The following is a 25,242-nucleotide window of genomic DNA, read 5'->3' on the forward strand; positions in this document are numbered from 1 at the left end:
TCCCTCGCCTTCCTGTCGCGTGGAGGAGGCCACGGACGGCCTCCTCCGACAGGGCAAAAACCCGTTAGCGTCCGACCTTGCCCGCGCCTTCCGGGGTCGGGAGATCGGCCTGCGCTTCGGCAAGTTTCGCCAGCGCCTCGGCCACCGCCGGGCCGGGAAGGCAGGTCTTGCGGGTGGTGAGGTCGACGTGCAGCAGCAGGCTTTCCACCGTCGCCGCAGCCGTGCCGTCACCGCGATAGAGCGTGTGGAAGAGGTGCAGCTTCTTGCCCGCACCGTCCAGCATCCGCGTCTCGGCGCGCAGCCGGTCGCCCGCGTGCACCTCGTCGAGGTAGCGGACGTGGTTTTCCACCGTGAAATAGCTCAGCCCCGAGGCGATGTAGTCCGCATCGGCGCCCACCATCTCCATGAACCGGTCCGAGGCCTTCGAGCCCGCTTCGAGGTAGTGGGTCTCGTTCATGTGGCCGTTGTAGTCAGTCCAGGCCTGCGGCACCTGCCGGTCGAGCGTCACCGGGGCCTCGGCCCGTGGCAGTGCCGCTTCATGGCGCGCGACCACGCCGCCCGCGCCGGAGCCGGAATGCTTCAGCGCGCGCATGATGCCCACGAGGTTGTCGTCGCGCAGGCGTTCCAACTCGCGGATGCTCATGTGGCCCGATTGCGCGTCGGATTGGCCGGCGATCAGGTCGACCAGTTCCTCGGTGAACTCTGGCACGTCCATCAGCTTGGTCCAGGGCCAGGACAGGCAGGGGCCAAACTGCGCCATGAAATGCTTCATGCCCGCCTCGCCCCCGGCGACGCGGTAGGTCTCGAACAGGCCCATCTGCGCCCACCGCAAGCCGAAGCCCATGCGGATCGCCTCGTCGATCTCCTCCGTCGTGGCGATGCCGTCCTTCACCAGCCAGAGCGCCTCGCGCCAGACGGCTTCGAGGAAACGGTCGGCGATGTGAGCGTCGATTTCCTTGCGGACGTGAAGCGGATACATCCCCACGGTCTCGAGCACCGTCGCCGCGCGGGCGCAGTGGTCGGCGTCGCCCACCAGCTCGATCAGCGGCAGCAGGTAGACCGGGTTGAACGGATGCGCGACGATCACGCGGGCGCCCTTCGCGGTCAGCTCCGAGGGCTTGAAGCCGCTGGTGGAGGAGCCGATGACCGCGTGTTCGGGCGCAAGCTCGGTGATCTGCGCGAGGATCGGGTGCTTGATGTCGAGCCGCTCGGGCACGCTCTCCTGCACCCAATCGGCGTCGGAGCAGGCCTCGGCGAGATCCTTGGCGAAGCGCAGGCTGCCCTCGGACGGCAAAGCAGTATCGTAGAGCGAGGGCAGGGCGCGGCGGGCGTTTTCCAGCACCTCGCCGATCTTGCGCTCGGCCTCCGGGTCGGGGTCGTGGATCACCACGTCCCATCCATTCAGGAGAAACCGCGCGGCCCATCCGCCGCCGATGACGCCACCGCCGATGATTGCTGCTTTCATGGGGTCACACTCCGCGTCAGAGGGGCCAGGTCATAGCCGTTGAAATCAAGCACTTCGCGTGCCGCGGCGAGACGGTCGGAAGGGATCTCCGGCTCGCGGTTCAGGATCCAGCCGACCCGGCCATTGGGGGCGCCAACCACGGCGGTGCGGTAGCCTTCGTCGACCCAGAGCACCCAGTAGGGCGCTGCCACCGGCACGCCCTCCAGCCGGACCGAGAGGCGGCCAAGCCCCTCGTCCGTGGCGGTGCCGGAGATCGTGTCGACCGCGCGGCCCGCAGCATCGAGGCAGGTATTCGTCACGCTCAGCACGCCCGGCGTTTCGGTCAGGGCGTAGTCGGCGATGGCACCGGGGCAATCGGCCTGAAACGGGTTCGGATAGCGCGCCACCTCGTACCAGCGCCCGACATAGCGGGACGCATCGAAACTGGCCGAGGAGGCGATCGTCACGCTGTCATCGCGGTAACTCGGCCCGATGACAGCCCCGCAGGACGCGATAGCGAACAGCGCCGGGAGCAGCCCGTAAAGCGGAAGCCTCATCGCGGCGCCTGTTTCGTCAGGCCAAGGTTCTCGCGGACTTGATCCGGTCCGATGATCTTTGCCCCCATCCCCTCGATGATGCCCACGGCACGCTCCACCAGCTGCGCGTTGGTCGCCAGCACGCCCTTCTCCAGCCAGAGGTTATCCTCCAGCCCGACGCGGACGTTGCCGCCTGCCAGCACCGAGGCCGCGACATAGGCCATCTGGTTGCGCCCGAGCGCGAAGGCCGAGAAGGTCCAGTCATCGGGCACGTTGTTCACCATCGCCATGAAGGTGTTCAGATCGTCCGGCGCGCCCCATGGCACGCCCATGCAAAGCTGCACCAGCGCCGGGCTGTCGAGCACGCCCTCCTTCACCAACTCCTTGGCAAACCACAGGTGGCCGGTGTCGAAAGCCTCGATCTCGGGCTTCACGCCGAGATCGGTCATCATCTGCCCCATGGCCCGCAACATGCCGGGGGTGTTGGTCATCACATAGTCGGCCTCGGCGAAGTTCATCGTGCCACAGTCGAGCGTGCAGATCTCGGGCAAGCAGTCGGCGATGTGGGCCACGCGCTCGGCCGCGCCCACCATGTCGGTGCCCGCCTCGTTGACCGGGAAGGGCGCCTCGGTGGAGCCGAAGGTGATGTCGCCGCCCATGCCGGCGGTGAGGTTCAGGACCACATCGACGTCAGCGTCGCGAATGCGCTCCGTCACCTCGCGGTAATAGGCGAGGTCGCGCGAGGGCGTGCCGCTTTCGGGATCGCGCACGTGGCAATGGACCACGGCCGCGCCAGCCTTTGCCGCGTCGATGGCGCTCTCGGCGATCTGCTGCGGCGAGCGCGGCACGTGGGGGCTGCGGTCCTGGGTCGAGCCCGAGCCGGTCACGGCGCAGGTGATGAAGACGTCTTTGTTCATGGTCAGTGGCATGTTGTTTCCTTCTGTCACAGCCGCGTTTCCCTGCGGATCCGCGGTCCCGTGAATGATCATTCGTAAATGGGTTAGCGGCCCTTCCAGACCGGATCGCGTTTCTCGGCAAAAGCACGCGCGCCTTCTAGCTGATCCTCAGAGCGATAGAGCTTCTCGACGGTTTCAAACTGGCTCTTGGTGATCTTGTTGAGCGCGTCCTGAAACTTCATGTCCTCGGCCTCGCGCACGACTTCCTTGATCGCGGCATAGACCAGCGGCGGCCCGCTCGCGAGAAGCTCGGCCATCTCGCGGGCCTGATCCATGAGGTCCTCGGCCGGAACGATCCGGTTGATCAGGCCCCACCGGGCCGCCTCTTCTGCATCGAGCCAGCGCCCGGTGAACAGCATCTCCATGGCGATGTGATAGGGGATGCGCTTGGGCAGCTTGATCGAGGCGGCATCCGCCACCGTCCCTGAGCGGATTTCCGGCAAGGCAAAGGTCGCGTGCTCGGCGGCCATGATGATGTCGGCACCCAAGGCCAGTTCCAACCCGCCGCCACAGCAGATCCCGTTGATCGCCGCGATCACCGGCTTGTTGAGCCCGCGCAATTCCTGCAGCCCGCCGAAACCGCCGACGCCGTAGTCGCCATCCACGGCATCGCCATCGGCGGCGGCCTTCAGGTCCCAACCGGGGCAGAAGAACTTCTCGCCCGCGCCGGTGACGATGGCGACGCGCAAGTCGGGATCATCGCGGAAGTCCGTAAACACCTCACCCATGAGCCGGCTGGTCTGCAAATCGATCGCATTGGCTTTGCCACGATCCAGCGTGACCTCGAGGATATGGCCGCGGCGGGCGGTCTTGATCGGCGTATCGGTCATGGTGTCTCCCTTTTTCGGATAAGCGCATCGACGGCGACGGCGCGGTTGGGTGTGCAAAGCAGCGGGTTGATCTCCACCTCGAAGGTATCCGCCGCCTCGGCTATGACGTAGTCCTGCACGGCAAGGACTGCGCGGACAATCGCCGCCACATCGGCGGGCGGCGCGGCACGATACCCCGCCAGCCGCGGCGCGAGGCGCAGGCGCGACAGGGCGACGCTGATGTCGTCTTCGGTGCAGGGCAACAACAGATGTGTCGTGTCGTCAAGGATCTCGGTCAGGGTGCCGCCGGCGCCAAGGGTCAGGACGAAGCCGTGGGCGGGATCGCGGGTGACGCCGATCAGCAATTCGATCGCCGGCCCGTCGATCATTTCTTCTACAAGAAATGAGCCGGCGCCCATGGCACGCGCCGCATCCCCGATTGTTTCGGCGCTCAGGTTCAGGCGCACGGCGCCCGCTTCCGTCTTATGCGCGAAGCCGACACCCTTGAGGGCGATGCTGCCGCCGATCGAGGCGGCGGCCGCTTCGGCGTCTTCCGGCGTCTCGACCAAGCGAGCCTGCGGGATCTCGACCCCATGTGCGGCGAGGCATGCCTTGCCATCTGCCTCGCCAAGCACGTCGGTTGCCCCTTCCGGCCCCGGCAGCAGCACCGGATCATGCGCGGTGCGCGCGTGCAGTCTCGCCGCAACGGCGACCGCCTCCAATGCGTCCGTGAAGCCAGAGAGCGGCACGATCCCACGGTCGATGAGCGCCCGCGCCGTTGCCTCGGGCATCGTGTCCGGCAGGCTTGAGAGCACCGCGATGGGCCGCCCCGAGGCCGCCTGCGCGTCGGAGATCGCGTCGATGACAAGGTCCCAATCCGGCGCAGGGCACCGGTCCGGTCGCGGAAAATCGAGCACCACGAGCCCGAGCGCCAGGCTCTCGTCCATCATGGCGGTGAAACAAGCCGCCATGGCTGCGCGGTCCGCCCAGATATAGGTGTGGTAATCCAACGGGTTGGCCAGGGCCACCTTGGGTCCGAGCGCCGCGCGCAGGGCGGTTCGCTGCGATTCCGAGAGGCCTGGATAGACGACATCATGCGCCATCGCCGTGTCAGCCATGAGACAGGCCTCACCACCAGAGCACGACATGGACGCGATCCTGTTGGACGGCAACGGCCCGGTGACATGCAGCAGCTTCAGAACCTCCAACAAGGCAGGCAGGCCACTGACCTGGCCGATCCCAAGCCGCGCCAGCAAGGCGCGCGCTCCGGCATCGCTCCCCGCGAGGGAGGCCGTGTGCGAAACCGTCGCCGCCTGGGCCTGGTCCGAGGCGCCCACCTTCAGCGCCACCACAGGCTTGCCCATCGCCCGCGCCTTCTCTGCGAGAGCCTCCAAGGCCCGGATGTCCCGAATACCCTCGATATGCAGTCCAAGCGCCGTGACGCGCGGATCATCCAGCAGCGCCATGCCGATCTGGGCCAGGTCCGTCTGCGCCTGATTTCCCGCGGTGACCACATAGGCCAGAGGCAGGCCACGGGTCTGCATGGTCAGGTTGATCGCGATATTCGACGATTGCGTCACCAGCGCGACGCCACGCGCGACCGGCAGCGTGCCATGATGATCCGGCCATAGCGCCACACCGTCGAGAGCATTGACCAAACCGTAGCAGTTCGGCCCCAGGATCGGCATGTCACCCGCCGCATCCAGCAAGGACGCCTGCAGATCATCGGCACCGGCCAGTTCTTCCACCGCTTCGCTGAAGCCCGAGGCAAAACAGATCGCCCCGCCCGCGCCACGAGACGCGAGCGCCGCAATGACCTCGACGGTGGCATGACGATTGACGCCAACGAAGGCAGCATCAGGCGCCCCGGGCAGTTCGGCAACCGAGGCGAAAGCATCCACGCCGGCTACCGCCGGCTTCGTCGGGTGCACAGGCCAGATTTCCCCCTCAAAGCCGATCTTGCGGCACTCACGGATGACGCTCTCGCACCATGCGCCACCGCCGATCACGGCGATCGATCCGGGTCGCAGCAACCGATCCAAGGAACGCCCCTCCTTCATCTTTTCACAAATACGGTGGGGGTGCGGGGGGAACCCCCGCGCGGTCGCTTTGTGAAGCAAAGCGAAAGCATCCTCACGCGCCCAACGGACGGAAAAGGTCGCGGCTGATGATGTGCCGCTGAATTTCGCTGGTGCCGTCCCAGATCCGCTCGACCCTCGCATCGCGCCAGAACCGCTCGATGGGGAAGTCATCCATCAACCCCATGCCGCCAAAGATTTGCAGCGTGGTGTCCGTCACCCGCGCGAGCATCTCGGTCGCGTAGACCTTGGCCGAGGCGATCTCGCGGTTCGCCGGCAGGTTCTGGTCCAGCCGCCAGGCGCCGGCAAGGGTCAGGAAATCGGCGGCGTCGATCTCGGTGATCATGTCCGCGACCTGGAAGCTGACGCCCTGGAATTTCGCGATCGGCTGGCCGAACTGCTTGCGCTCCGCCGCATATTCCAGCGCCATGTCGAAGCAGCGCCGGGCGCGGCCGACGCTGAAAGCGGTAACCGTCAGGCGGGTGGCGTAGAGCCATTCGTTCATCACCGCGAAGCCGCCGTCGACCTCGCCCAGAACCTGCGCGTCGGGCAGGCGGCAATCGTCGAAGCTCAGGATGCAGTTCTTGTAACCCTTGTGGCTGACGGAATTGTAGCCGTCGCGGACCTCGAACCCCGGATGCCCGCGATCCACGAGGAAACAGGTGATCCGTTTCTTCGGTCCGCGCGGGGTCTCGTCCACGCCGGTGGCAACGAAGACGATGAAGAAATCCGCGTGCTCCGCGCCCGAGATGAAATGTTTGGAGCCGTTGACGACCCAATCACCACCGTCGCGCACCGCGCTGCATTTCATGCCGCGCACGTCCGAGCCCGCATCCGGCTCGGTCATCGCCAGCGCGTCCATCCGCTCGCCCCGCACGGCGGGCAGGAGGTACTTCTCAACCTGCTCCCCTTCGCAGGCCATCAGGATGTTCTGCGGGCGGCCGAAGAAATGCGTCAACGCCATCGACCCGCGCCCCAACTCACGCTCCACCAGCGTGAAATCGAGGTGAGACAGCCCCGCGCCGCCGACGCTTTCGGGAAAGTTGCAGGCGTAGAACCCGAGGTCGATGACCTTCTGCTTGATCTCCTGACCAAGCTCCAGCGGCACATGGGCGTTGCGCTCCACCTCGGCCTCGTGGGGGTAGATCTCCTTCTCCACGAAGCTGCGGACGGTGGAGACGATCATCTCTTGTTCTGGGCTGAGGCCGAAATCCATGGCGTGTCCTTTCAGTTGCGCCGAGGATAACGCTCGTCATACCGTCAATCTTGCTGTATGCGACGAAACCATGCCGGATACGTATTCCATGCTTCTGTTTGACGGGTTCTCGAACCTCTGTCTCGCCAATGCGGTGGAGCCTCTGCGCGCGGCCAATACCTTGGCGCGGCGCGAGCTCTACCAATGGAGTTTCCTGTCGCTGACCGAGGCACCGATCCACTCGTCCAGCGGCCTGCCGGTGCAGGCGACGCCGCTGTCCTCGCTGCTGTCGGGTGCCTATCTCTTCGCGATGCCAAGCTACGGCTTCGAGGCTCTGGCGACGCCTGCGACCGCGCGTGCCTTGCGGGCGGCGTCGAAACGGTTCGAGACGCTCGTGGGCCTCGACACCGGTGCCTATCTGCTGGCCGCCGCGGGCCTTTTGGACGGACGGCGCGCGACCTGCCATTGGGATACGCTGCCGCAGGCGGCCGAGACGTTTCCGGAGGTCGATTTCACCGAGGACCGCTTCGTGATCGACGGGGACCGCGTCAGTTGCGGGGGCGCGACGACGACGCTGGAACTGATGCTGGAGTTGATCGAGCGGCGTCACGGCGCGGCGCTCTCGCTCGAGGTGGCGGCGCTGTTCATGTATGGCGAGAGGGCGCCTTCCGTCCCGCCGGATCGCCTGTTTCCCTCCCATCGGACGGTCAAGGCGGCGGCGGCCCTCATGCGGCGCCATGTGGAAGACCCCCTGCAGATCGACGCGCTCGCCGCCAAGCTGCACCTCACCCGCCGTGCGCTGGAGCTGGCGTTTCGCGACCACGCCGGCCTGTCACCCGGCGCGCTTTATCGCAGCATCCGATTGGCCGAGGCGCGGCGGCGGCTGGAGCAGACCCGCGACAGCGTGGCAGAGGTGGCCTTGCGCTCGGGCTACCGCGATGCGACGGCTATGACACGCGCCTTCAAGGCGGAATTCGGGATCACACCATCGGCCGCGCGGGCGGCGGTGAAGACAGAAGGCTCGGCACAGACCGGGCGCAGATCGGAGGGGCGATGAAACGTACGGTAGGTGAGGTGTTGATCACCCTGTTGGAGCGGCGCGGCGTCGACACCATCTTCGGCATTCCCGGCGTGCACACGGTCGAGATGTATCGCGGGCTCGACGGGTCGCCCATTCGCCATATCACTCCGCGCCACGAGCAGAGCGCGGGCTTCATGGCCGACGGCTACGCCCGCGCCACCGGCAAGCCCGGCGTCTGCCTGTTGATCACCGGTCCCGGCGTCACGAACGCGATCACGCCGATGGCGCAGGCCCGCGCCGACAGCATCCCGATGCTGGTGATCTCCGGCGTCAATCGCGCCGAGACATTCGGACAGGAGGAAGGGTTCCTCCACGAACTTCCCGACCAGCAAGCGATGATGGCGCAGGTCGCGGTTCTGTCGCAGACGCTGCACAGGGGCGAAGACCTCGAGCGGGTCGTGGACCGAGCCTTCGCGGCGATGACGACGGGTCGCCCCGGCCCCGTCCATATCGAGGTGCCGCTCGACGTGATGAAGCAACAGATCGAGACGCCGCCTGAGCGCGCGGCGGTCGAGACGCGTCGGAGCCCGGACGCGGGCGAGATCTCTGACGCGGCCGCCCGGCTGAGCGCAGCAAAACGCCCGATGATCCTTGCAGGGGGCGGCGCGGTGGGCGCGGCGGAGGCGATCCGGTCACTGGCAGAGGCGCTCGACGCGCCCGTCGTGACCACAACCAACGCGCGGGGCGTTCTGGGCGGCCACCCGCTTTGCATTCCCGCCAGCCCGTCTCTGCCCTCCGTGCGGCAATTGATGGCCGAGGCCGACGCCGTGCTCGCCATTGGCACGCAATTCGGGCGCACCGATTATGACATGTATGAAGATGGCAAGGCTCCGGCCCTCTCCGACCTGATCCGCGTGGATTGCGATGCCGTCCAGATCACCCGCGGTCGCCTGCCGGACCTCGCTATCGTCTCCGACGCCCACGCGGCCGTCTCGGCGCTGGTTGAAGCGGTCACCCCGCGCGCGTCAGAGGCCGCGGGCGCGTGGTTGGCGGAAACGGCGCGGAAGGATGCTCTGGCGGAGCTGTCGGCGGAATATCTCAGCCATATCGACGTCATCGACACCATTACGAAGGCGCTGCCCGACAGCCGGATCGTGGGCGACAGCACGCAGGTGATCTATGCGGGCAACATGTACGCCGACATCAGCCAGCCCCGCGGTTGGTTCAACGCGGCGACGGGATATGGCGCCTTGGGTTATGGCCCTTCGGCCGCGATCGGGGCGGCGCTGGGCGGGGCCGCCACGCCGACCGTTTGCATCACTGGCGACGGCGGTCTGCAATTCTGCCTGTCCGAGCTGGGTACGGCGGTTGACGAGGAAACGCCGGTGATCTTCGTGGTGTGGAACAACCACGGCTATCAGGAGATCGAGCGCTACATGGTCGACAACCAGATCGTGCCGGAAGGGGTAAAGCCCTCGGCACCGGATTTCGTCGCGGTGGCCCGCGCCTATGGCATGGCGGCGGAGCGGATCGAGGGAGAGGCGGGCCTTGCCGACGCGCTTGCCCGCGCTGCCGCCACGGGCAAGTCCTACCTGATCGAGATGATCGTCCCGTAGGGCGCGGCCTTGCGCGGGCTCCTGTCAGTTGCCCGCGGCTTCCACACCCGCGCCCGCGCCGCCTTCGGCGCGCTCCTGCAGCAGTTTGGTGAGCCAATCCGGGTCCATCTCCGGCACCGAGGAGAGCAGCAATTCCGTGTAGGGATCATGCGGCGGCTGGAACATCTCCTGCTTTGGGCCTTGTTCGACGACAACGCCCTGCCGCATCACCACGACCTCATCGGCGATCGCTTTCACCGTCGCGAGGTCATGGGTGATGAACATATAGGCGAGGTCAAACTCGGTCTGCAGCTTGTCGAGGAGCTTCAGGATGCCCTCGGCCACAAGCTGATCCAGCGCGCTCGTGACCTCGTCGCAGATGATGAACTGCGGCTCGGCGGCAAGCGCGCGGGCGATGCCGATGCGCTGCTTCTGACCTCCCGAAAGCTCGGACGGGAGGCGGTCGATATAATCGTCGGGCTCCAATTCGATCAGCGACAATAGGTTGCGCACGCGTTCTTCCAACGCACGGCCCTGCAGGCCGAGGTACATCTGCGCCGGACGCCCGATCAGCTCGCGCAGTTTCTGTTTCGGGTTCAGCGCCGTGTCGGCCATCTGGTAGATCATCTGCGCCTGACGCAGCTGGTCCTTCGTCCGTTTGCGGTAGTCGAGCGGCAGCGGCGTGCCGTTGAACAGCACCTCACCGGCGCGCGGCGGGAGCAGCCCGGTGATCACCCGCGCGGCCGTCGATTTGCCCGACCCCGATTCACCCACAACCGCGACGGTGCGTTTGGCGTGGATGTCGAAGGAGACGTCCTCGAGCACGTTCAGCGTGCCATAGCCGGCGGTGACATGTCGGACGGAGACCACGGGCACGGCGTCGGCCGGGGCAGGGGGTTGTTCGACCCGCGCATGGCTGCGCACGGCCCAGAGCGACTTGGTATATTCTTCCGTCGGAGCGGTGAGCATCCGTCCAGTCTCGGCTTCCTCGACCTCTTCCCCCTTCAGCAGAACCTTGATGCGATCCGCCATCTGCGCCACCACGGCGAGGTCATGGGTGATGTAGATCGCCGCCGTGTTGAACTGCTCGACGATGTCCCGGATCGAGGCCAGAACCTCGATCTGGGTGGTGACGTCGAGCGCCGTGGTCGGCTCGTCGAAGATGATCAGGTCAGGGCGGCAGGACATCGCCATGGCGGTCATCGCGCGCTGCAACTGCCCGCCCGAGACCTGATGGGGATAGCGGAAGCCGATGGTGCCGGGCTCGGGCAGATGCATCTTCTCGTAGAGCACCGTCGCGTCCGAAGCCGCCTCGCGCCGGCCCATGACGCCATGCTCGACCGGGCCCTCGCAATACTGGTCGATCAGCCGATGCGCCGGGTTGAAACTCGCCGCCGCCGATTGCGCCACATAGGCGATCCGCTTGCCGCGCAGGTTTCGGCGCTCGGCCTCCGATGCGTTACGCAGGTCGATGCCGTCGAACATGATTTCGCCGCCCGAGATCCGGCAGCCGTCGCGCGCGAACCCCATGGCGGCGAGGCCGATGGTGGATTTGCCCGCGCCGGACTCGCCGATCAGGCCCAGAACTTCGCCCCGGTGCAGCGTCAGGTCCACGCCCTTGACGATCTCCAGCCACTCCTCATCGGCGCGGCCTTCGATGCGCAGGTCTTTCATCGTCAGAAGGATTTCTTTCTCGGTCATGTCGTTATTCCTTCAAGCCGGAGGCGCGGTGGAGCTGCCAGTCGACCACGAAGTTGACGCTCACCGTCAACAGCGCGATGGCGCCGGCGGGCAGAAGCGGCGTGATGTCTCCAAAGGTGATCAGCGTCGCGTTATCCTTCACCATCGAGCCCCAGTCCGCTGTGGAAGGCGGCATGCCCAGGCCGAGGAAAGAGAGCGCCGAGATCATCAGGAAGACGAAGCAGAACCGCAGCCCGAACTCTGCCACCAGCGGCGCCATGGCGTTTGGCAGGATCTCGCGGGTGATCAGCCGCCACAGGCTTTCGCCACGCAGCTTGGCAGCCTCGACGTAGTCCATCACCACGATGTTCATCGCCACCGCGCGCGCTAGGCGGAACACGCGGGTGCTGTCGATCAGGGCGATGATGATGATCATGTTGACGATGGAGGTGCCAACGATGGTCAGCAGGAGCAGCGCGAAGATCAGCGCCGGGATCGCCATCAGCACGTCCACGGTGCGCGACAGGATCTGGTCCAGCCAGCCGCCCATGATTGCCGCCAGAAGGCCAAGGACCGAGCCGATGATGAAGGCGAGCGCGGTGGTCAGGAAGGCGATGCCCACGGTGTTGCGCGCGGCGTAGATCATCCGCGAGAGCATGTCGCGCCCGAGATTGTCGGTGCCCAGAAGATTCACCTCGCTCCAGGGCTCATATTCGCGGCCGACGATTTCGGTCTCGCCAAACGGAGCGATCAGCGGCGCGAAGACGGCGACGATGATGTAGATCACGATGATCATCATGCCGAAGCTCGCCGTCATGGGCGCGGTGCGCAGCTCTTTCGCCACGCCTCGGGGGGCGACGGCGACAGCGCCTTGGCGGAATACCAACCCGGCGCCCATCGCGACCGCGATGGCGAGGGCCAGCCAGAGAAGACCAATGAATAATGCCATGTCTCAGCCCCCTCAGCGACGGTGCACGAGGCGGGGGTTGGACAAGGTCGCCAACACATCCGCGGTGAGGTTCAGCAGCACGTAGGCTGCGGCGAAGATCAGTGCGATGCCTTGCACCACCGGCATGTCCCGCGCGGACACGCTGTCTACCATGAGCTGCCCGAGGCCGGGGTAGACGAAGACCACCTCGACCACGACCACGCCGGTGATCAGGTAGGCGAGGTTCAGCGCGATCACGTTGATGATCGGGGCCAGCGCGTTGGGCAGCGCGTGTTTCACGATCACCCGCATCGGCGACATGCCCTTGAGCCGCGCCATCTCGATATAGGGGCTGGCGAGCAGGTTGATGATCGCGGCCCGCGTCATGCGCATCATGTGCGCGGTGACCACGAGGGTGAGCGTCAGGGCTGGCAGGAACGCCCGGTGCAGGTACTCGCCCCAGCTGACTTCGCCGCGCATTGACGACATGGAGGGGAACGGCCCGCCCGCGCCTGCGAGATAGAAGATCAGGATGTAGGCGACGAAGAATTCGGGAAAGGAGATCGAGGTCAGTGCCGAGGCATTGGCGAAACGATCGAAGAAGGAGTTGCGGAACAGCGCCGCGAGGATGCCGAGGATCAGCGACAGCGGCACCGCGATGATGGCCGCGTAAAGCGCCAGCGAGAGCGTCCAGCTCAGGCGGCGGCCGATCAGCTCGGATACGGATTGCCCGTTGGCAAGGCTCTGGCCCAGATCACCCCGGACCACGTCGCCGAGCCAGTTGGCATAGCGCACCAGCATCGGGTCGTTGAGGCCCAGTTGATTGCGCAGCGCGGCGACGGTTTCGGGGGTGGCGGATTGGCCAAGGATCTCTTGCGCGAAGTCGCCGGGCAGAAGCTCGGTGCCGAGGAAGATGATCAATGACACGACGAACAACGTGACGAGGCCAAGGGCCAGACGCTGCAAAATCATCGTCGAGATATGTGACATGGGGTCCCTTCAGGGCGGGCATTTGCCCGGATTCTTGCTGTTTTTGGTTCCGGTCGGAACGGACGTGAGTGCAGATGAAATGGAAACCCCCGGCCAGATGGCTGGCCGGGGGGGAATTTGGCTCAGGAAGCGAAGGACCAGCGTTCTGCGATGCGCTGGCCATCGTTGCGCCAGTTGGCGGCAATTTCGTCCGGTCGCGCCAGCGCCTCGGTATGCGCGCCCACGTAGGAGGCGAACATCGGGATGAGCGCACCGCCCTGGTTGGCACAGATGTCCTGCATCTCGTAGTACATCTCGCGGCGCAGGTCCTGATCCAGCTCGGAGCGGGCCTGAACCAGCAGCTCGTTGAACCGCTCGTGCGACCAATAGGTCTCGTTCCATGCCGCACCTTCGGAGTAGGCGGTGGAGAACATGAGGTCTTCCGTCGGACGGCCACTCCAGTAGGTGCCGGCGAAGGGCTTCTGCATCCAGACGTTGGACCAGTAGCCATCGTCGGGCTCGCGCACCACTTCAAGGTTGATGCCCGCCGCCGCCGCGGATTCCGCGAACAGGACGCCCGCATCCAGCGCACCGGCAAAGGCCGCGTCCGCGAGGTGGATCTGCACGTCGAGGTTCTCCATGCCGGCCTCACGCAGGTGGAAGCGCGCGCGGTCGGGGTCGTAGCTGTGCTGTTCCAGCTCGGCGTTGTAGAACTGCTGGCCCGAGCCAATCGGGTGGTCGTTGCCGATCTCGCCGTAGCCGTTGAGGATCGTGTCTACCAGCTGCTGCCGGTCGATGGCGAACTTCAGCGCCATGCGCACGTCATTGTTGTTGAACGGCTCCGCACGGGTGTCCATCGGCAGGCCGTAGTGCTGCGTGCCCGCGACCGAGAGGATCTGGATGCCCGGCGCGCGTTCCAGCAGGTGCACCGTGTTCAGGTCCGCGGTGTCGATGTAGTCCACCTCGCCCGAGATCAGCGCGTTCTGGCGCGCGGCGTTGTCGTGGATCACGATCTGCTCGATCGCGTCGAAATGCGCGCGGTCGGTCTTCCAGTAGCCGTCGTGGCGCGTGTAGCTGGCCGAGACGCCGAACTCGAGATCGTTGAGCACGTAGGGCCCGCAACCGTCCGTTGTCATCGGATCGATCGCCCCGTCGTTCACGGCGGGCAGGATCGGCAGGTGGTAGTCGGAGACCACGAAGGGGAAGTCGGCGTTGCCGGATTCCAGCGTGAAGACCACGGTCATGCCATCGGCGGTGATGTCGGTGATCGGCGCCACGATGGGGGCCGCCGCCGAGGTCGAATCCTCGCCGCGGTGATAGTTGATCGAGGCGATGACATCCTCGGCGGTCATGATGTGACCGGAGTGGAAGGCCACGTTCTCGCGCAGGCGGAACGTCCAGGTCTTCGCGTCGGCCGAGGCTTCCCAGCTCTCTGCCAGCTCGGGCACGAGGGTGCCATCGGCGGCGATCTCGGTCAGGTAGTTGTTGCGGGTGTGGCCCTGCAGGATGGTGAAGTCGTTTTCCCATGTGCCGGGATCGAGCGAGTCGGTGGTGGAGCCATGGGCCATACCGATACGCAGCGTACCGCCCCGGACCGGTTGCGCGCGGAGCGGCGTGCCCCAAGGCGTGATGAGGGCGGCGGTGCCAACGGCAGCGGTGCCTTGAAGCATGGTCCGACGGCTCACGCCACCGGGTCGGTTGAACTTGGTCATTGATGTCTCCACTGTTGTGACTTCTGACCGGTTTGCCCGGCCTGTTTGTCAGGTCATTCTGCCCGCGATAGTCTGCGTTTCAAGCTCTAGATGCAACCGGCTAGGCAAGTTTGTCAGGAGGGCGGGCGCTTGACAGAACCGGTTTTAGCGGTGGTTTGACAGGCTGCAGCGGTTCCAGAGCGGAGGCCCGACGCGTCCATCGTCAAGCAATAAAGGGGCTGGAGCGGATGTGAGAAGTATTCAGGTATGCAGGACTGTCGCGCGAGGGCGGTCAGTAAATCGGCTACGCGGCCCGCGACGCGCGGACCGGGAAATCGCGCTGTATCCCGCCCTCAGACGTCCTCACCCCGCGCCACGGCGGCGGCGACGTCACCAATATCCTCATCCGACAGGCCGTAGTCCCGTGTCGCCTCCTCGGCGCTGATATAGCCCCGTGCGAGGTCGCGGCGGACCAGCGCCGGGTCGCGCTCGGCCGGGTCGCCGTAGCCCGCGCCGCCGGGGAAGGCCATCTGCACGCGGCGGCCCTCGGGGACGAACTGTTTGCCCTTCACCCGCATCGGCGTGCCGTCGTCCTGCGCGATCCGTGTCTCACCGCCCGCATGGCCGCCGCGCCGCCCGCGGGCCGGGTGATCGCCCCGGTCGAACATCGCCTGAATGTCGAACTCGTGGCCGGGCATTGCGCTCACGTCCATGAATTGCCCGAGACCACCGCGCGTCCGGCCCGCGCCGCCCGAGCCGGGACGCAGCTCCTTGCGCCAGATGATCACCGGGCCCGCGTGCTCCGTCGCTTCGATCGGCATGGTCATCACGCCCGAGGGGAAAGCCGTGGCGTTCAGCCCGTCGACATCCGGCCGCGCGCCCGAGCCGCCGGAGTTGAAGGTCAGCACCTCGGCCCGGCGTCCGCCCGACGCCGTGGGGCGCACCGACATCTGGAAATTGCACAGGCAGCCCGCACCCTCGGCGGGGACGAGGCCGGGCACGATCTGGTCGAAGGCGTTGAACACCACGTCCGGCACGAAGTGGCCGACGATATGGCGCAGCGCCACCGGGGCGGGGTGCACGGCGTTGACGATGGTACCCTCGGGCGCGGTCACCTCGAAGGGCGCGAGCGAGGCCGCGTTATTGGGGATCTCCGGCGCAATCGCCACCTTCAGCGCGTAGCAGGCATAGGCCTTGGTGTAGACCATCGGGCAGTTGATGCCCTTCTTGTCGACGCCCGAGGTGCCGTCGAAATCGGTGACGATGCGATCCTCGTGCACCGTGACCCGCGCCTTGAGGGTGATCGGCGTATCGAAGCCGTCGACGGTCATCTCGCCCTCGGCGGAGGTGCGGGGCAGGGCAGCGATCCGCTCCAGCGTGGCGCGGCGGGAGTTGTCGAGGATGAAACCCGCGATGCCGTCGAGGTCGTCGAGGCCGAATTCCTCCATCATGTCGATCAGGCGGCGGTGGCCAATCTCGTTGCAGGTGGCCAGCGCATACATGTCACCCACCAGTTGGTCGGGCTCGCGCACGTTGCCGCGCACGATGCGGATCAGGGATTGGTCGACCTCGCCCCGCTCGGCGAATTTCATGATCGGCAGGTAGATGCCTTCCTCGTAGACGGAATGGGCATCGGCCCCGAAGCCGCGCCCGCCGACGTCGACCACATGGGCGGTGCAGGCAAAAAAGCCCACCAGCGCGCCGTTCCGGAAGGAGGGCGAGACCATGGTGATGTCATGGAGGTGGCCGGTGCCCTCCCAGGGATCGTTGGTGATGTAGACGTCGCCCTCGAACATGTTCTCCCGCCCGATGCGGCGGATGAAGTGAGGCACGGCGTCGGCCATGGCGTTGACGTGGCCCGGCGTGCCGGTCACGGCCTGCGCGAGCATCCGGCCATGGGTGTCGTAGACCCCGGCGGAAAGATCACCTGCCTCGCGGACGGAGGTGGAGAAGGCGGTGCGCACCAGCGCCTGGGCCTGTTCCTCCACCACCGAGATCAGGCGGTTCCACATGACCTGGTAGGCGACGGTCGAGGGCTTCTGGCTATCCGTGGTCATGGCTCAATCCTTCGCGATCATGTCGATGCAGCCGTCGGGCTGGCGCAGGGCGTTGCGGCTGGCGGGCAGGATGATGGTGGTCTCGTCCTCGGTCACGGCGGCCGGACCGTGGGCGACCTGACCCTCTGCCATTGTGGTGCGGTCGACCACGGCGGCATCGAAGAACCGCGCTTCGGCGGGGTCGAAAAGCTGGCGCTCCCCTTGGGCCGTGGCCGTGGCGCCGGGTGCGGCCTCGTCGAGGCGCGCGACCTCTTCGGGCGGGGTGGTGGCGTTGACCGACCAGACGGTGATCTCGATATCCATGCCCGCAACGGTGCGTCCGAAGAGCTTGGCGTATTCCTCCTCGAACCGCGCCTGGAAGGTCGCGGCGTCGGGGTTCATGGCCTGGGCTTCGGTCAGGTCGATGGGGATTTCCCACCCCTGTCCGGTGTAGCGCATGTAGACCTTGAACTCCGACAGGATCGGCGCCTCGGCGTCACAGGTGCGCACGAAGCCCGTGGCCTCGGCCTGCAGGTCCGTGAGCAGGGTGCGGATCGTGTCCGGCGCAAAGTCCGAGAGCTTCATGTAGACCGAGCGGTTGGCCTCGAAGCTGAAGGGGGCGCGCAGGAAACCGATGGCGCTGCCCACCCCTGCGCCGGGCGGCACGAGGCAGCGGTCGATGCCCAGTTTTTCGCAGAGCCGCCCGGCGTGGAGCGGAGCCGCGCCGCCGAAGGCGATCATCGTGTAATCGCCCAAGTCCTCGCCGTTCTCCACCGCGTGGACGCGGGCCGCGTTGGCCATGTTCTCGTCCACCACCTCGGCCACACCGAAGGCGGCCTCTACCGCGTCCATCTCGAGCGTTTGGCCCAACTCGCTTTCCAACGCGGCGGCGGAGGCATCGGGGTCGAGCGCGATCGAGCCGCCCGCGAAATTGGCCGGGTCCAGCTTGCCGAGCATGAGGTCGGCATCGGTCACCGCAGGCCGCGCGCCGCCGCGCCCGTAGCAGGCGGGGCCGGGCTCGGAACCTGCGCTCTCGGGCCCCACGCGGATCTGCCGCATCGCGTCCACATGGGCCAGCGAGCCGCCGCCGGCCCCGATCTCCACCATGTCGATGACGGGGATCGAGATCGGCATCCCCGAGCCCTTCTTGAAGCGATAGGTCCGCGCCACTTCGAACACGCGGCTGGTCTTGGGGGTCTGGTTCTTGATCAGGCAAATCTTCGCGGTGGTCCCGCCCATGTCGAAGGAGAGCACCTTGTCCAGCCCGTAGCGCGCCGCGATATGGGCGGCGAAAACCGCACCGCCGGCGGGACCGCTTTCCACCAGCCGGACCGGGAACTCGGCTGCATTGGCGATCGAGATGATGCCGCCGCCCGAATGCATCAGGAAGATGCGGCAGGTGACGCCCTCACCGGCCAGCCGCTCCTCCAGCCGTCCAAGGTAGGAAGCCATCAGCGGCTTGATATAGGCATTGGCGAGTACCGTGTTGAAGCGCTCGTACTCGCGCATCTGGGGCGAGACCTCGCTGGAGAGCGAGACGGCAACGTCCGGCACCACCTCGGCAAGGATATCGCGGATCATCTGCTCGTGGGCCGGATTCAGGTAGGCGTGGATCAGCCCCACGGCGACGCTCTCGAATCCCGCCGCCTTGATCCGCTCTGCAACCTTGCGGACCTCTTCCGGGTCCAGCTCGATCATCATCTCGCCCTTCGCGTTCACCCGCTCGGCCACGGTGAAGCGCATCTGTCGCGGCAGGAGCGGCTCGGGCAGGGTGAGGTTGAGGTCGTATTGCTCGAAGCGGCTCTCGGTCCGCATCTCGATCACGTCGCGGAAGCCCTCGGTGGTGATCAGCGCCGTCTTCGCGCCACGCCGCTCGATCAGCGCGTTTGTCGCAAGGGTCGTGCCGTGGATGATCTGGGTGATCTCCGCCGGCGTGATGCCCGCCTTCGCGCAGACCTGCTGCATCCCGTCGATGATCGCGTTCTCCGGCGCGGCATAGGTCGTGAGCACCTTGGTCGAGACCTGCCCGCCCGCGCCCTCCAGCACGACGTCCGTGAAGGTGCCGCCGATATCGACACCGAGGCGGTAGGAGGCAGAGGTCATGGCGGGTCCTTAACGATGAAAGTGCGCGCGGCCATAGAACGCCAAGGGGCAGGAGACGTCCAATCAATTGAGTTTCAGGGGGTGATAGCTATTTCTTATCCTGCGATGCGCGTTGCCAGCTCGGCCGCATCCTGCACGAAGCGGGGCGTGCGTCTGGGATCGAAGCGCGCGAAAAGCTCCAGCGTCTCGGGCAACCAACCGCAGGAGAATTCGCGCAGACGTCCGGCGGCGATCTCCTCGGCGACCATGGGGCGCGGGAGCAGCGCGGGGCCCATGCCGTCGACTGCCATGGCGACGCAGGAGGTGAGGCTGCTGGAATGCACGATCTGGTTCATCGCAACCCCCTCGCTCCGCGCATGTTCTGCCAATGCCGCCGACGCGCGGGTATTGCGCCCGTGGCTGATCACCGGCCCCTCGAAAAGCGCGGCGAAGGTCTCGGCCGTTGCCACATCGGGCGCCGCGACCCAGCAATAAGGCGCATGGCCTAGCGGCAGGCTGCCTCCCAACTTGCGGGCAAAGGGGCCGGTTTGCAGGGCGAGATCCAACTGGTTCGCGGCAAGATCCTTCTCGATCTCGACCGAAAGGTTCACGTCCAGTTCGACCCGGACACTGGGGTAGAGGTCTTTGAACGCCCGTAAGAAATCGTGGAGCCACGTACAGGCGACGAGTTCGGTCACCCCGAGGCGGAGCCGGTCGTCGATCAGGTCCTGCCTTCCGGCAATCGTCAGAAAATCCTCTCCGGCCAGCAACACCTTTCGCGCCGCCTCCAGCAGCGTCGCGCCCTTCTCGGTCAGGCGCACGGAACCGGCGTCGCGATGCATCAGGACTGTGCTCAGCGTCTGTTCCAAGGATGCGATCCGGGTGGAGATATTGGGCTGCGTCGTGCCGAGCGCATGGGCCGCCTTCCGGAAGGTGCCCATGTCGACGACACTGACGAAGGCCTCCAACTGCTTGAGGGTAAGCTGGCTTTTTATCATCCGCACCAAACCGATCAGGAAACTTGATCCTGAGTTTCTATGGCAAGCAAAGCCGGCAAGTCTACCTCTCCGCACAACGGGTCGAAAAAGACACGTATTGCAGTTTCGTGACAGTCTTCCGCGTCACGGCGCACGGAATCGTTGATTTCGACAGGTCGAGGGCGCTAACAGCGCTCGCAAATAGGGGAATGACATGACTCAGCAGCAAGGTGATCCGCGTCACTTGGAGACGCTTGACCGAGACTTGGACCGGTTTTCCAACCTCGAACGGGCGACCAGCATGGTGGCACGGCCAATGGTCGGCACAGGCGTCTCGCTTGTTTTCGTGGTCCTCGCGGGCCTCGCGGCGCTTTTGTTTTTCGGACAGGCCAGCAACACGCTGATCGTCGTCATCGCCGCCTGCCTCGGTGCCTACATGGCGCTGAACATCGGCGCCAACGACGTGGCCAACAACATGGGTCCCGCCGTGGGCGCTAATGCGCTGTCGATGGGCGGCGCCATTGCCATCGCGGTCATATTCGAGAGCGCCGGTGCCCTGATCGCGGGCGGCGACGTTGTCTCCACCATCGCCAAGGGCATCATCGCGCCCGAGAGCATGGGTACGGCCGAGGTCTTCGTCTGGGCGATGATGGCGGCGCTGCTGGCGGCGGCGCTCTGGGTCAACCTCGCCACCTGGGTCGGTGCGCCGGTCTCCACCACCCATTCGGTCGTGGGCGGCGTGATGGGTGCGGGCATCGCAGCCGCCGGTTTCGCGGCGGTGAGCTGGGGCACCATGGGCGCCATCGCGGCCAGCTGGGTGATCTCGCCCGTTCTGGGCGGCGGCGTGGCGGCGCTGTTCCTCGCGCTGATCAAGTCGCGGATCATCTACCGTGACGACAAGATCGCCTCGGCCCGCGTCTGGGTGCCGATCCTCGTGGGCATCATGGCAGGCACCTTTGCCGCCTACCTCGCGCTGAAGGGCCTGAAGAAAATCCTGCCGATCGACATGCCGACGGCATTGATCATTGGCGCGATCGTGGGCGTCTTGGTCTGGGTAGTCATGATCCCGGTGATCCGCCGCCAGTCCGAGGGGCTGGAGAACCGCAACAAGTCTCTGAAGGTGCTGTTTGGCATCCCGCTCGTGGTTTCCGCCGCGCTGCTGAGCTTCGCCCATGGCGCCAACGACGTGGCCAACGCGGTCGGCCCGCTGGCGGCCATCGTGCAGGCCTCGCAGTCGGGGGATTTCACGCAAGCGGTTTCGATCCCCTTCTGGGTCATGGTCATCGGCGCTTTCGGCATCTCCTTCGGCCTGTTCCTCTTCGGGCCGAAACTGATCCGCATGGTCGGCGGCCAGATCACCAAGCTGAACCCGATGCGCGCCTATTGTGTGGCGCTTTCGGCGGCAATCACGGTGATTGTGGCAAGCTGGCTCGGTCTGCCTGTCAGCTCCACCCACATCGCCGTGGGCGCGGTCTTCGGTGTCGGCTTCTTCCGCGAATGGGACGCCGAGCGCCGGATCAAGAAGGCGCGGCTGGCAATGCCCGACCGCCCGAAATACGCCCCGGAGGAGCGCCGTCGCCGCAAGCTGGTGCGCCGGTCGCATTTCATGACGATCATCGCGGCTTGGGTCATCACGGTGCCCGCCGCGGCGGTTCTTTCGGCGGCGATCTTCTTCCTGATCACCCTCGTGACGGGCTAGGCCGGGTCACGCGAACCGCGTGATCGCATAGGGGGCGAGGTCGGCGTTGCTGCGCCGGTCCTCTATCAGGTCGGCCACGACCTCCCCCGACTTCGGCGCCATCATCAACCCGTAGTGGGAATGGCCGAAGCAGGTGAACAGGCCCGGTCGCTCCGGCACCTCGCCGATGGCGGGCAGGCTGTCGGGGAACGAGGGGCGCTGGCCCATCCACAGCTTGCCGTCTTGGGTGTTCAACCCCCGCAGCGCGTCTGAGGCGGCATCCGTGAGGATCGCCTCACGGCTCGGGTCCGGCGGGGCGTCGATGGCGGCGAACTCGGCCTGGCCCGCGATGCGGATGCCGCCGTTCATCCGGCTCAACACCACCTTGCGATCCACGTCCATGACTGAATGGTTCAGGGAAACACCGGGGTTGCGGAACTCCACGTGGTAGCCGCGCTCGGCCTGAAGCGGCACCTTCATGCCCAACCCCTGAAGGAGGGTCTTTGACCAGACCCCCATGGCGATCACGACGCGCGCGGCCTCGTAGCTGTCGCCTTTGCAGCGGACGCTCCACCCCGTTTCGCCCTGCTGTAGGGCCTCCACCTCGTCGCGGATGATCTCCACCCCGAGACCGCGGGCCTTGGCGGCGAGCGCGTCGCAGATCTCTCCCGGTGACAGCGCGCGGGCCTGACCCTTGATGAGGATGGCGGCCTTGAACGCCTCGCTCAGACCGGGCTCCAACTCGCGGAGCGCGCCGCCCTCGACCACCTCCATCTCCGCGCCCTTCTCGCCGCGGAGGGCATAGCCGAGCGCGGTGATATCCGCCTTCTCCGCCTTGCGGAACGCGTGGATGTAGAAGGAATCCTGCACGAGGTGCTCTTGCCCCGTGCCTTGCAGGTGGCGACGGTAGAGATCGACGGAAGGGCCGCAAAGATGCTCCATCGCGTCGACGATCTCGCGCACCCGCGCGACGCGCCCCTGCGCAAGGAACCGCAGGCCCCAAGGCACCATCGCGGGCCAATGGCGGGCATGGATGCGCAGCGTCTTGTCGCGGTCGGTCAGCAGGCCGGGGATCTGCTTCAACAGCCCCGGCATGCTCTGGGGGATGATCGACCAGGGAGAGATCACCCCGGCATTGCCGAAGGAGGTCTCGCGCCCCGGTTCCTGCCGGTCGATCAGGCGCACCGCGTGGCCGCGCTCGGCGAGGGAGAGGGCACAGCAGAGCCCGACAGCGCCGGCGCCGAGAATGGTAATCGGATGGTCCATGGGCTCAGGCGACCGCGTTCGCGCGCCGTTTGAGGCCCTGGCTCAGGATCACCGGCGTGCACAGGATGAGCGCGAAGAGGTCGGCCTGCAGCGACGGCGCGATGAAGACCAATCCGGCGAACGCCAGCAGCCAGCGGAAGGCCATGTTCACTGGGGCGAAGAAGTAGCCCACCACGGCCGTCGACAACGCCACGACCCCGGCGATGCAGGACGCCGCGGTATAGGTGAACTCCCACAGGTCGAACCCGGTGGACGAGACGAACAGCAAGACCGGCGCATAGACGAAGGCCATGGGCGCCACGACCTTGCCGAGCCCGAGGGTGAAGGCCGATATGCCGGTTCGGAACGGGTTTGAATTGGCAATCGCCGCGGCCGCATAGGCCGAGGTGCAGACCGGCGGCGTGATCTCTGCCACCACGCCGTAATAGAGCACGAACATGTGGCTCGCGATTGGCGGGATGCCCAGTTGCGCCAGTGCCGGCTGTGCGACCGAGACCAGCATGATGTAGAGCGCCGTCGTCGGGATGCCCGCGCCCATCAGGATGCAGGCGATGGCGATGAAGACGAGGCTGATGAACAGCGTCAGGTCCTCGACGGTGATGAATTGCAGGCCGGTCATGTCGAAGAGGACATGCAGGTCCGTGCCGAGGTTCGACGCGCCCTGCGTGACCATGAAGCCGATGCGGAAGCCGATGCCGGTGGTGTTGATCACACCCACGACGATGCCCACCGCCGCCGAGGCCGCGCCGACGGCGAGGGCGTATTTCACCCCGGTCTCGAAGGTTGTGGCCATTTGCGGCAGGCGGATGCGCGTCTGGGGGTTGAGCGTCCCGAGAACGCCACAGGCGATCAGGATCGCCGACATGCCCAGATCGAAGCCACCGCCGAGGTATTTCCAGACAACGAAGGCGATGAAGGCCGCGGCGTAGATCAGCGTGATCGGCTCCCGCACCCGGGACATGCCCGCGATCAGGGCGACCGAGATGCCGCAGAAGGCCGACATGTAGGGCGTGTAGCCCGAGAAGAGCACGACCAGCAGCGCGATCAGCGGCACGATATTGGCCCAACCCTCGCGCCAGACGGCGGCGAACTGCGGCAGCGCCTCGCGGGTCAGGCCCTTGAGGTCCAGCTTCTTGGCCATCAGGTGCACGACCGTGAAGACGCCCACGTAATGCAGCAGCGCGGGGAAGATCGCGGCGATGACGATGGTGGTGTAGGGCACCTCGAGGAACTCGGCCATGATGAAGGCCGCGGCCCCCATGATCGGCGGGGTGATCTGCCCCCCGGCGGAGGAGGCCGCCTCGACTCCGCCAGCGAAATGGCCGGGATAGCCAAGGCGTTTCATGTTGGGAATCGTCAGTGCCCCGGTGGAGACGGTGTTGGCCACCGAGCTGCCCGAGATCGTGCCGAAGAAGGCCGACGAGACGACCGAGACTTTCGCCGGCCCGCCGGTGTAGCGGCCGGCAAGGATCGTCGCGTTGTCGATGAAAAGCTGCCCAAGCCCGGTGCGCTGCGCGATGACGCCGAACAGCACGAAGTGGAAGACGATGGTCGAGACCACCCAAAGGGTGACGCCGAAGATGCCCTCCTGCGGGAAATACATCGACGATACGAAGGTGCGCACGCGCACGCCGGGGTGCTGCAGGACGCCGGGGAACCACGGCCCGAACAGGGCATAGGCAATGAAGACGCAGATGATCGCGGGCAGGATCCACCCAAGGGTGCGGCGCGCGATGTCGAGCACGAGGATGATCAGGCAGGTGCCGAAGAACATGTCGTAGTTGTTCGGGTTGCCCATCCGGAAGGTCTGCTCGTCGATGCCGAGCATCGGCACACCGCGCCATGCAAGACCGAGATAGAGCGCCGAGGCGACGCCAAGGATCATCAGGATGAAATCGAAGATCGGCACATTGCCGATCCGGAAAGCGGAATTGCGGACCTCGAAGGCGCGCTTGGTCTTGAAGACGGGGAACAGCGCGTAGGTCAGGATGAACAGGCCCGACAGGTGCCAGCCCATATGCCAGTGGTCGGCGGGCAGGGCGAAGCCTGCGGTCAGGTAGTGGTAGACGGCAAAGGTCAGGGCCACCGCGCGCAGGCCAAGGGCGAGGCGGGGGCCGACGGGCCGGGTGGCCGCGCCCTCGTCGTATTTCCGTTCGATCTCGGCCAGTTCCTCGGCGCTCAATTCGTCGGTGCTGGTCTGGTCTGCGGTCTGTGCTGACATGGGGTGCCCCTCTCCCGGGTCGTCTTGCTGAGGTGACTGGGGCGCCCTCTCAGGACGCCCCAACCTGTTGCGAAAAATGG

At 66.1% G+C, this 25,242-nt stretch carries 18 protein-coding genes; 3 read left to right on the forward strand and 15 right to left on the reverse strand.

The window, feature by feature from the left end:
- Positions 1-64: 64 nt before the first annotated feature.
- The 6 genes from KYE46_RS03980 to KYE46_RS04005 form a co-directional block, all read right to left on the reverse strand.
- A complete protein-coding gene (locus tag KYE46_RS03980; protein ID WP_219003620.1) occupies positions 65-1,465 on the reverse strand; it encodes a carnitine 3-dehydrogenase in 1,401 nt (466 codons plus the stop codon).
- Positions 1,462-2,001: a lipocalin family protein gene (locus tag KYE46_RS03985; protein WP_219003622.1), complete on the reverse strand. Its 540-nt coding sequence runs from the start codon at positions 1,999-2,001 to the stop codon at positions 1,462-1,464. The genes KYE46_RS03980 and KYE46_RS03985 overlap by 4 nt, the downstream gene beginning before the upstream one ends.
- On the reverse strand, positions 1,998-2,909 hold the full coding sequence (bcoG, locus tag KYE46_RS03990) for a 3-dehydrocarnitine:acetyl-CoA trimethylamine transferase BcoG (protein ID WP_219003625.1): 912 nt from the start codon (positions 2,907-2,909) through the stop codon (positions 1,998-2,000). The genes KYE46_RS03985 and bcoG overlap by 4 nt, the downstream gene beginning before the upstream one ends.
- Positions 2,910-2,980: 71 nt before the next feature.
- A complete protein-coding gene (locus tag KYE46_RS03995) occupies positions 2,981-3,766 on the reverse strand; it encodes a carnitinyl-CoA dehydratase (protein ID WP_219003627.1) in 786 nt (261 codons plus the stop codon).
- Entirely contained in the window at positions 3,763-5,805 is a 2,043-nt protein-coding gene (locus KYE46_RS04000; RefSeq protein ID WP_219003629.1) for an acetate--CoA ligase family protein, read from the reverse strand. The genes KYE46_RS03995 and KYE46_RS04000 overlap by 4 nt, the downstream gene beginning before the upstream one ends.
- A gap of 73 nt (positions 5,806-5,878) precedes the next feature.
- Entirely contained in the window at positions 5,879-7,039 is a 1,161-nt protein-coding gene (locus tag KYE46_RS04005) for an acyl-CoA dehydrogenase family protein (RefSeq protein WP_219003630.1), read from the reverse strand.
- 88 nt (positions 7,040-7,127) lie between these two features.
- On the opposite strand from KYE46_RS04005, the gene KYE46_RS04010 reads away from it, so the two are divergent.
- Both KYE46_RS04010 and KYE46_RS04015 read left to right on the forward strand, forming a co-directional pair.
- Positions 7,128-8,075: a GlxA family transcriptional regulator gene (locus KYE46_RS04010; protein ID WP_247716906.1), complete on the forward strand. Its 948-nt coding sequence runs from the start codon at positions 7,128-7,130 to the stop codon at positions 8,073-8,075.
- Positions 8,072-9,655, forward strand: coding sequence for a 5-guanidino-2-oxopentanoate decarboxylase (locus tag KYE46_RS04015; protein ID WP_219003634.1), 1,584 nt, complete (start codon positions 8,072-8,074; stop codon positions 9,653-9,655). The genes KYE46_RS04010 and KYE46_RS04015 overlap by 4 nt, the downstream gene beginning before the upstream one ends.
- Positions 9,656-9,679: 24 nt before the next feature.
- On the opposite strand, the gene KYE46_RS04020 is transcribed toward KYE46_RS04015, so the two are convergent.
- The 7 genes from KYE46_RS04020 to KYE46_RS04050 form a co-directional block, all read right to left on the reverse strand.
- Positions 9,680-11,335: an ABC transporter ATP-binding protein gene (locus KYE46_RS04020; RefSeq protein ID WP_219003635.1), complete on the reverse strand. Its 1,656-nt coding sequence runs from the start codon at positions 11,333-11,335 to the stop codon at positions 9,680-9,682.
- Positions 11,336-11,339: 4 nt separating this feature from the next.
- Complete coding sequence (locus tag KYE46_RS04025) at positions 11,340-12,263, reverse strand: ABC transporter permease (protein WP_219003637.1); 924 nt, start codon at positions 12,261-12,263, stop codon at positions 11,340-11,342.
- A gap of 12 nt (positions 12,264-12,275) precedes the next feature.
- A complete protein-coding gene (locus KYE46_RS04030) occupies positions 12,276-13,232 on the reverse strand; it encodes an ABC transporter permease (protein WP_219003638.1) in 957 nt (318 codons plus the stop codon).
- A 122-nt stretch (positions 13,233-13,354) separates the two neighbouring features.
- Positions 13,355-14,923: an ABC transporter substrate-binding protein gene (locus tag KYE46_RS04035; RefSeq protein ID WP_219003640.1), complete on the reverse strand. Its 1,569-nt coding sequence runs from the start codon at positions 14,921-14,923 to the stop codon at positions 13,355-13,357.
- 332 nt (positions 14,924-15,255) lie between these two features.
- Positions 15,256-16,959: a hydantoinase B/oxoprolinase family protein gene (locus tag KYE46_RS04040; RefSeq protein WP_219003641.1), complete on the reverse strand. Its 1,704-nt coding sequence runs from the start codon at positions 16,957-16,959 to the stop codon at positions 15,256-15,258.
- A gap of 3 nt (positions 16,960-16,962) precedes the next feature.
- Entirely contained in the window at positions 16,963-19,041 is a 2,079-nt protein-coding gene (locus KYE46_RS04045; RefSeq protein ID WP_219003643.1) for a hydantoinase/oxoprolinase family protein, read from the reverse strand.
- 95 nt (positions 19,042-19,136) lie between these two features.
- The gene (locus KYE46_RS04050; RefSeq protein WP_219005000.1) at positions 19,137-20,018 is read right to left on the reverse strand and encodes a LysR family transcriptional regulator; all 882 of its coding nucleotides are present in this window, start codon (positions 20,016-20,018) and stop codon (positions 19,137-19,139) included.
- A 193-nt stretch (positions 20,019-20,211) separates the two neighbouring features.
- Between KYE46_RS04050 and KYE46_RS04055 the strand changes: the two genes are divergently transcribed.
- On the forward strand, positions 20,212-21,696 hold the full coding sequence (locus tag KYE46_RS04055; RefSeq protein ID WP_219003646.1) for an inorganic phosphate transporter: 1,485 nt from the start codon (positions 20,212-20,214) through the stop codon (positions 21,694-21,696).
- Positions 21,697-21,702: 6 nt separating this feature from the next.
- Here KYE46_RS04055 and KYE46_RS04060 read toward each other — a convergent pair whose 3' ends face one another.
- Together KYE46_RS04060 and KYE46_RS04065 are read right to left on the reverse strand one after the other, a co-directional pair.
- On the reverse strand, positions 21,703-22,941 hold the full coding sequence (locus tag KYE46_RS04060; protein WP_219003647.1) for an NAD(P)/FAD-dependent oxidoreductase: 1,239 nt from the start codon (positions 22,939-22,941) through the stop codon (positions 21,703-21,705).
- Between the two features lie 4 nt (positions 22,942-22,945).
- On the reverse strand, positions 22,946-25,162 hold the full coding sequence (locus KYE46_RS04065; protein WP_219003649.1) for a TRAP transporter permease: 2,217 nt from the start codon (positions 25,160-25,162) through the stop codon (positions 22,946-22,948).
- Positions 25,163-25,242 lie beyond the last annotated feature (80 nt).

This window comes from Gymnodinialimonas ceratoperidinii, from assembly GCF_019297855.1.
GTDB classification, from domain to species: Bacteria; Pseudomonadota; Alphaproteobacteria; order Rhodobacterales; family Rhodobacteraceae; genus Gymnodinialimonas; species Gymnodinialimonas ceratoperidinii.

Bases quoted from the DNA above. Each gene is read 5' to 3' on its own strand.
- KYE46_RS03980 (WP_219003620.1), bottom strand. From the start codon at position 1,465: ATGAAAGCAGCAATCATCGGCGGTGGCGTCATCGGCGGCGGATGGGCC.
- KYE46_RS03985 (WP_219003622.1), bottom strand. From the start codon at position 2,001: ATGAGGCTTCCGCTTTACGGGCTGCTCCCGGCGCTGTTCGCTATCGCG.
- bcoG (WP_219003625.1), bottom strand. From the start codon at position 2,909: ATGCCACTGACCATGAACAAAGACGTCTTCATCACCTGCGCCGTGACC.
- KYE46_RS03995 (WP_219003627.1), bottom strand. From the start codon at position 3,766: ATGACCGATACGCCGATCAAGACCGCCCGCCGCGGCCATATCCTCGAG.
- KYE46_RS04000 (WP_219003629.1), bottom strand. From the start codon at position 5,805: ATGAAGGAGGGGCGTTCCTTGGATCGGTTGCTGCGACCCGGATCGATC.
- KYE46_RS04005 (WP_219003630.1), bottom strand. From the start codon at position 7,039: ATGGATTTCGGCCTCAGCCCAGAACAAGAGATGATCGTCTCCACCGTC.
- KYE46_RS04010 (WP_247716906.1), top strand. From the start codon at position 7,128: ATGCTTCTGTTTGACGGGTTCTCGAACCTCTGTCTCGCCAATGCGGTG.
- KYE46_RS04015 (WP_219003634.1), top strand. From the start codon at position 8,072: ATGAAACGTACGGTAGGTGAGGTGTTGATCACCCTGTTGGAGCGGCGC.
- KYE46_RS04020 (WP_219003635.1), bottom strand. From the start codon at position 11,335: ATGACCGAGAAAGAAATCCTTCTGACGATGAAAGACCTGCGCATCGAA.
- KYE46_RS04025 (WP_219003637.1), bottom strand. From the start codon at position 12,263: ATGGCATTATTCATTGGTCTTCTCTGGCTGGCCCTCGCCATCGCGGTC.
- KYE46_RS04030 (WP_219003638.1), bottom strand. From the start codon at position 13,232: ATGTCACATATCTCGACGATGATTTTGCAGCGTCTGGCCCTTGGCCTC.
- KYE46_RS04035 (WP_219003640.1), bottom strand. From the start codon at position 14,923: ATGACCAAGTTCAACCGACCCGGTGGCGTGAGCCGTCGGACCATGCTT.
- KYE46_RS04040 (WP_219003641.1), bottom strand. From the start codon at position 16,959: ATGACCACGGATAGCCAGAAGCCCTCGACCGTCGCCTACCAGGTCATG.
- KYE46_RS04045 (WP_219003643.1), bottom strand. From the start codon at position 19,041: ATGACCTCTGCCTCCTACCGCCTCGGTGTCGATATCGGCGGCACCTTC.
- KYE46_RS04050 (WP_219005000.1), bottom strand. From the start codon at position 20,018: ATGATAAAAAGCCAGCTTACCCTCAAGCAGTTGGAGGCCTTCGTCAGT.
- KYE46_RS04055 (WP_219003646.1), top strand. From the start codon at position 20,212: ATGACTCAGCAGCAAGGTGATCCGCGTCACTTGGAGACGCTTGACCGA.
- KYE46_RS04060 (WP_219003647.1), bottom strand. From the start codon at position 22,941: ATGGACCATCCGATTACCATTCTCGGCGCCGGCGCTGTCGGGCTCTGC.
- KYE46_RS04065 (WP_219003649.1), bottom strand. From the start codon at position 25,162: ATGTCAGCACAGACCGCAGACCAGACCAGCACCGACGAATTGAGCGCC.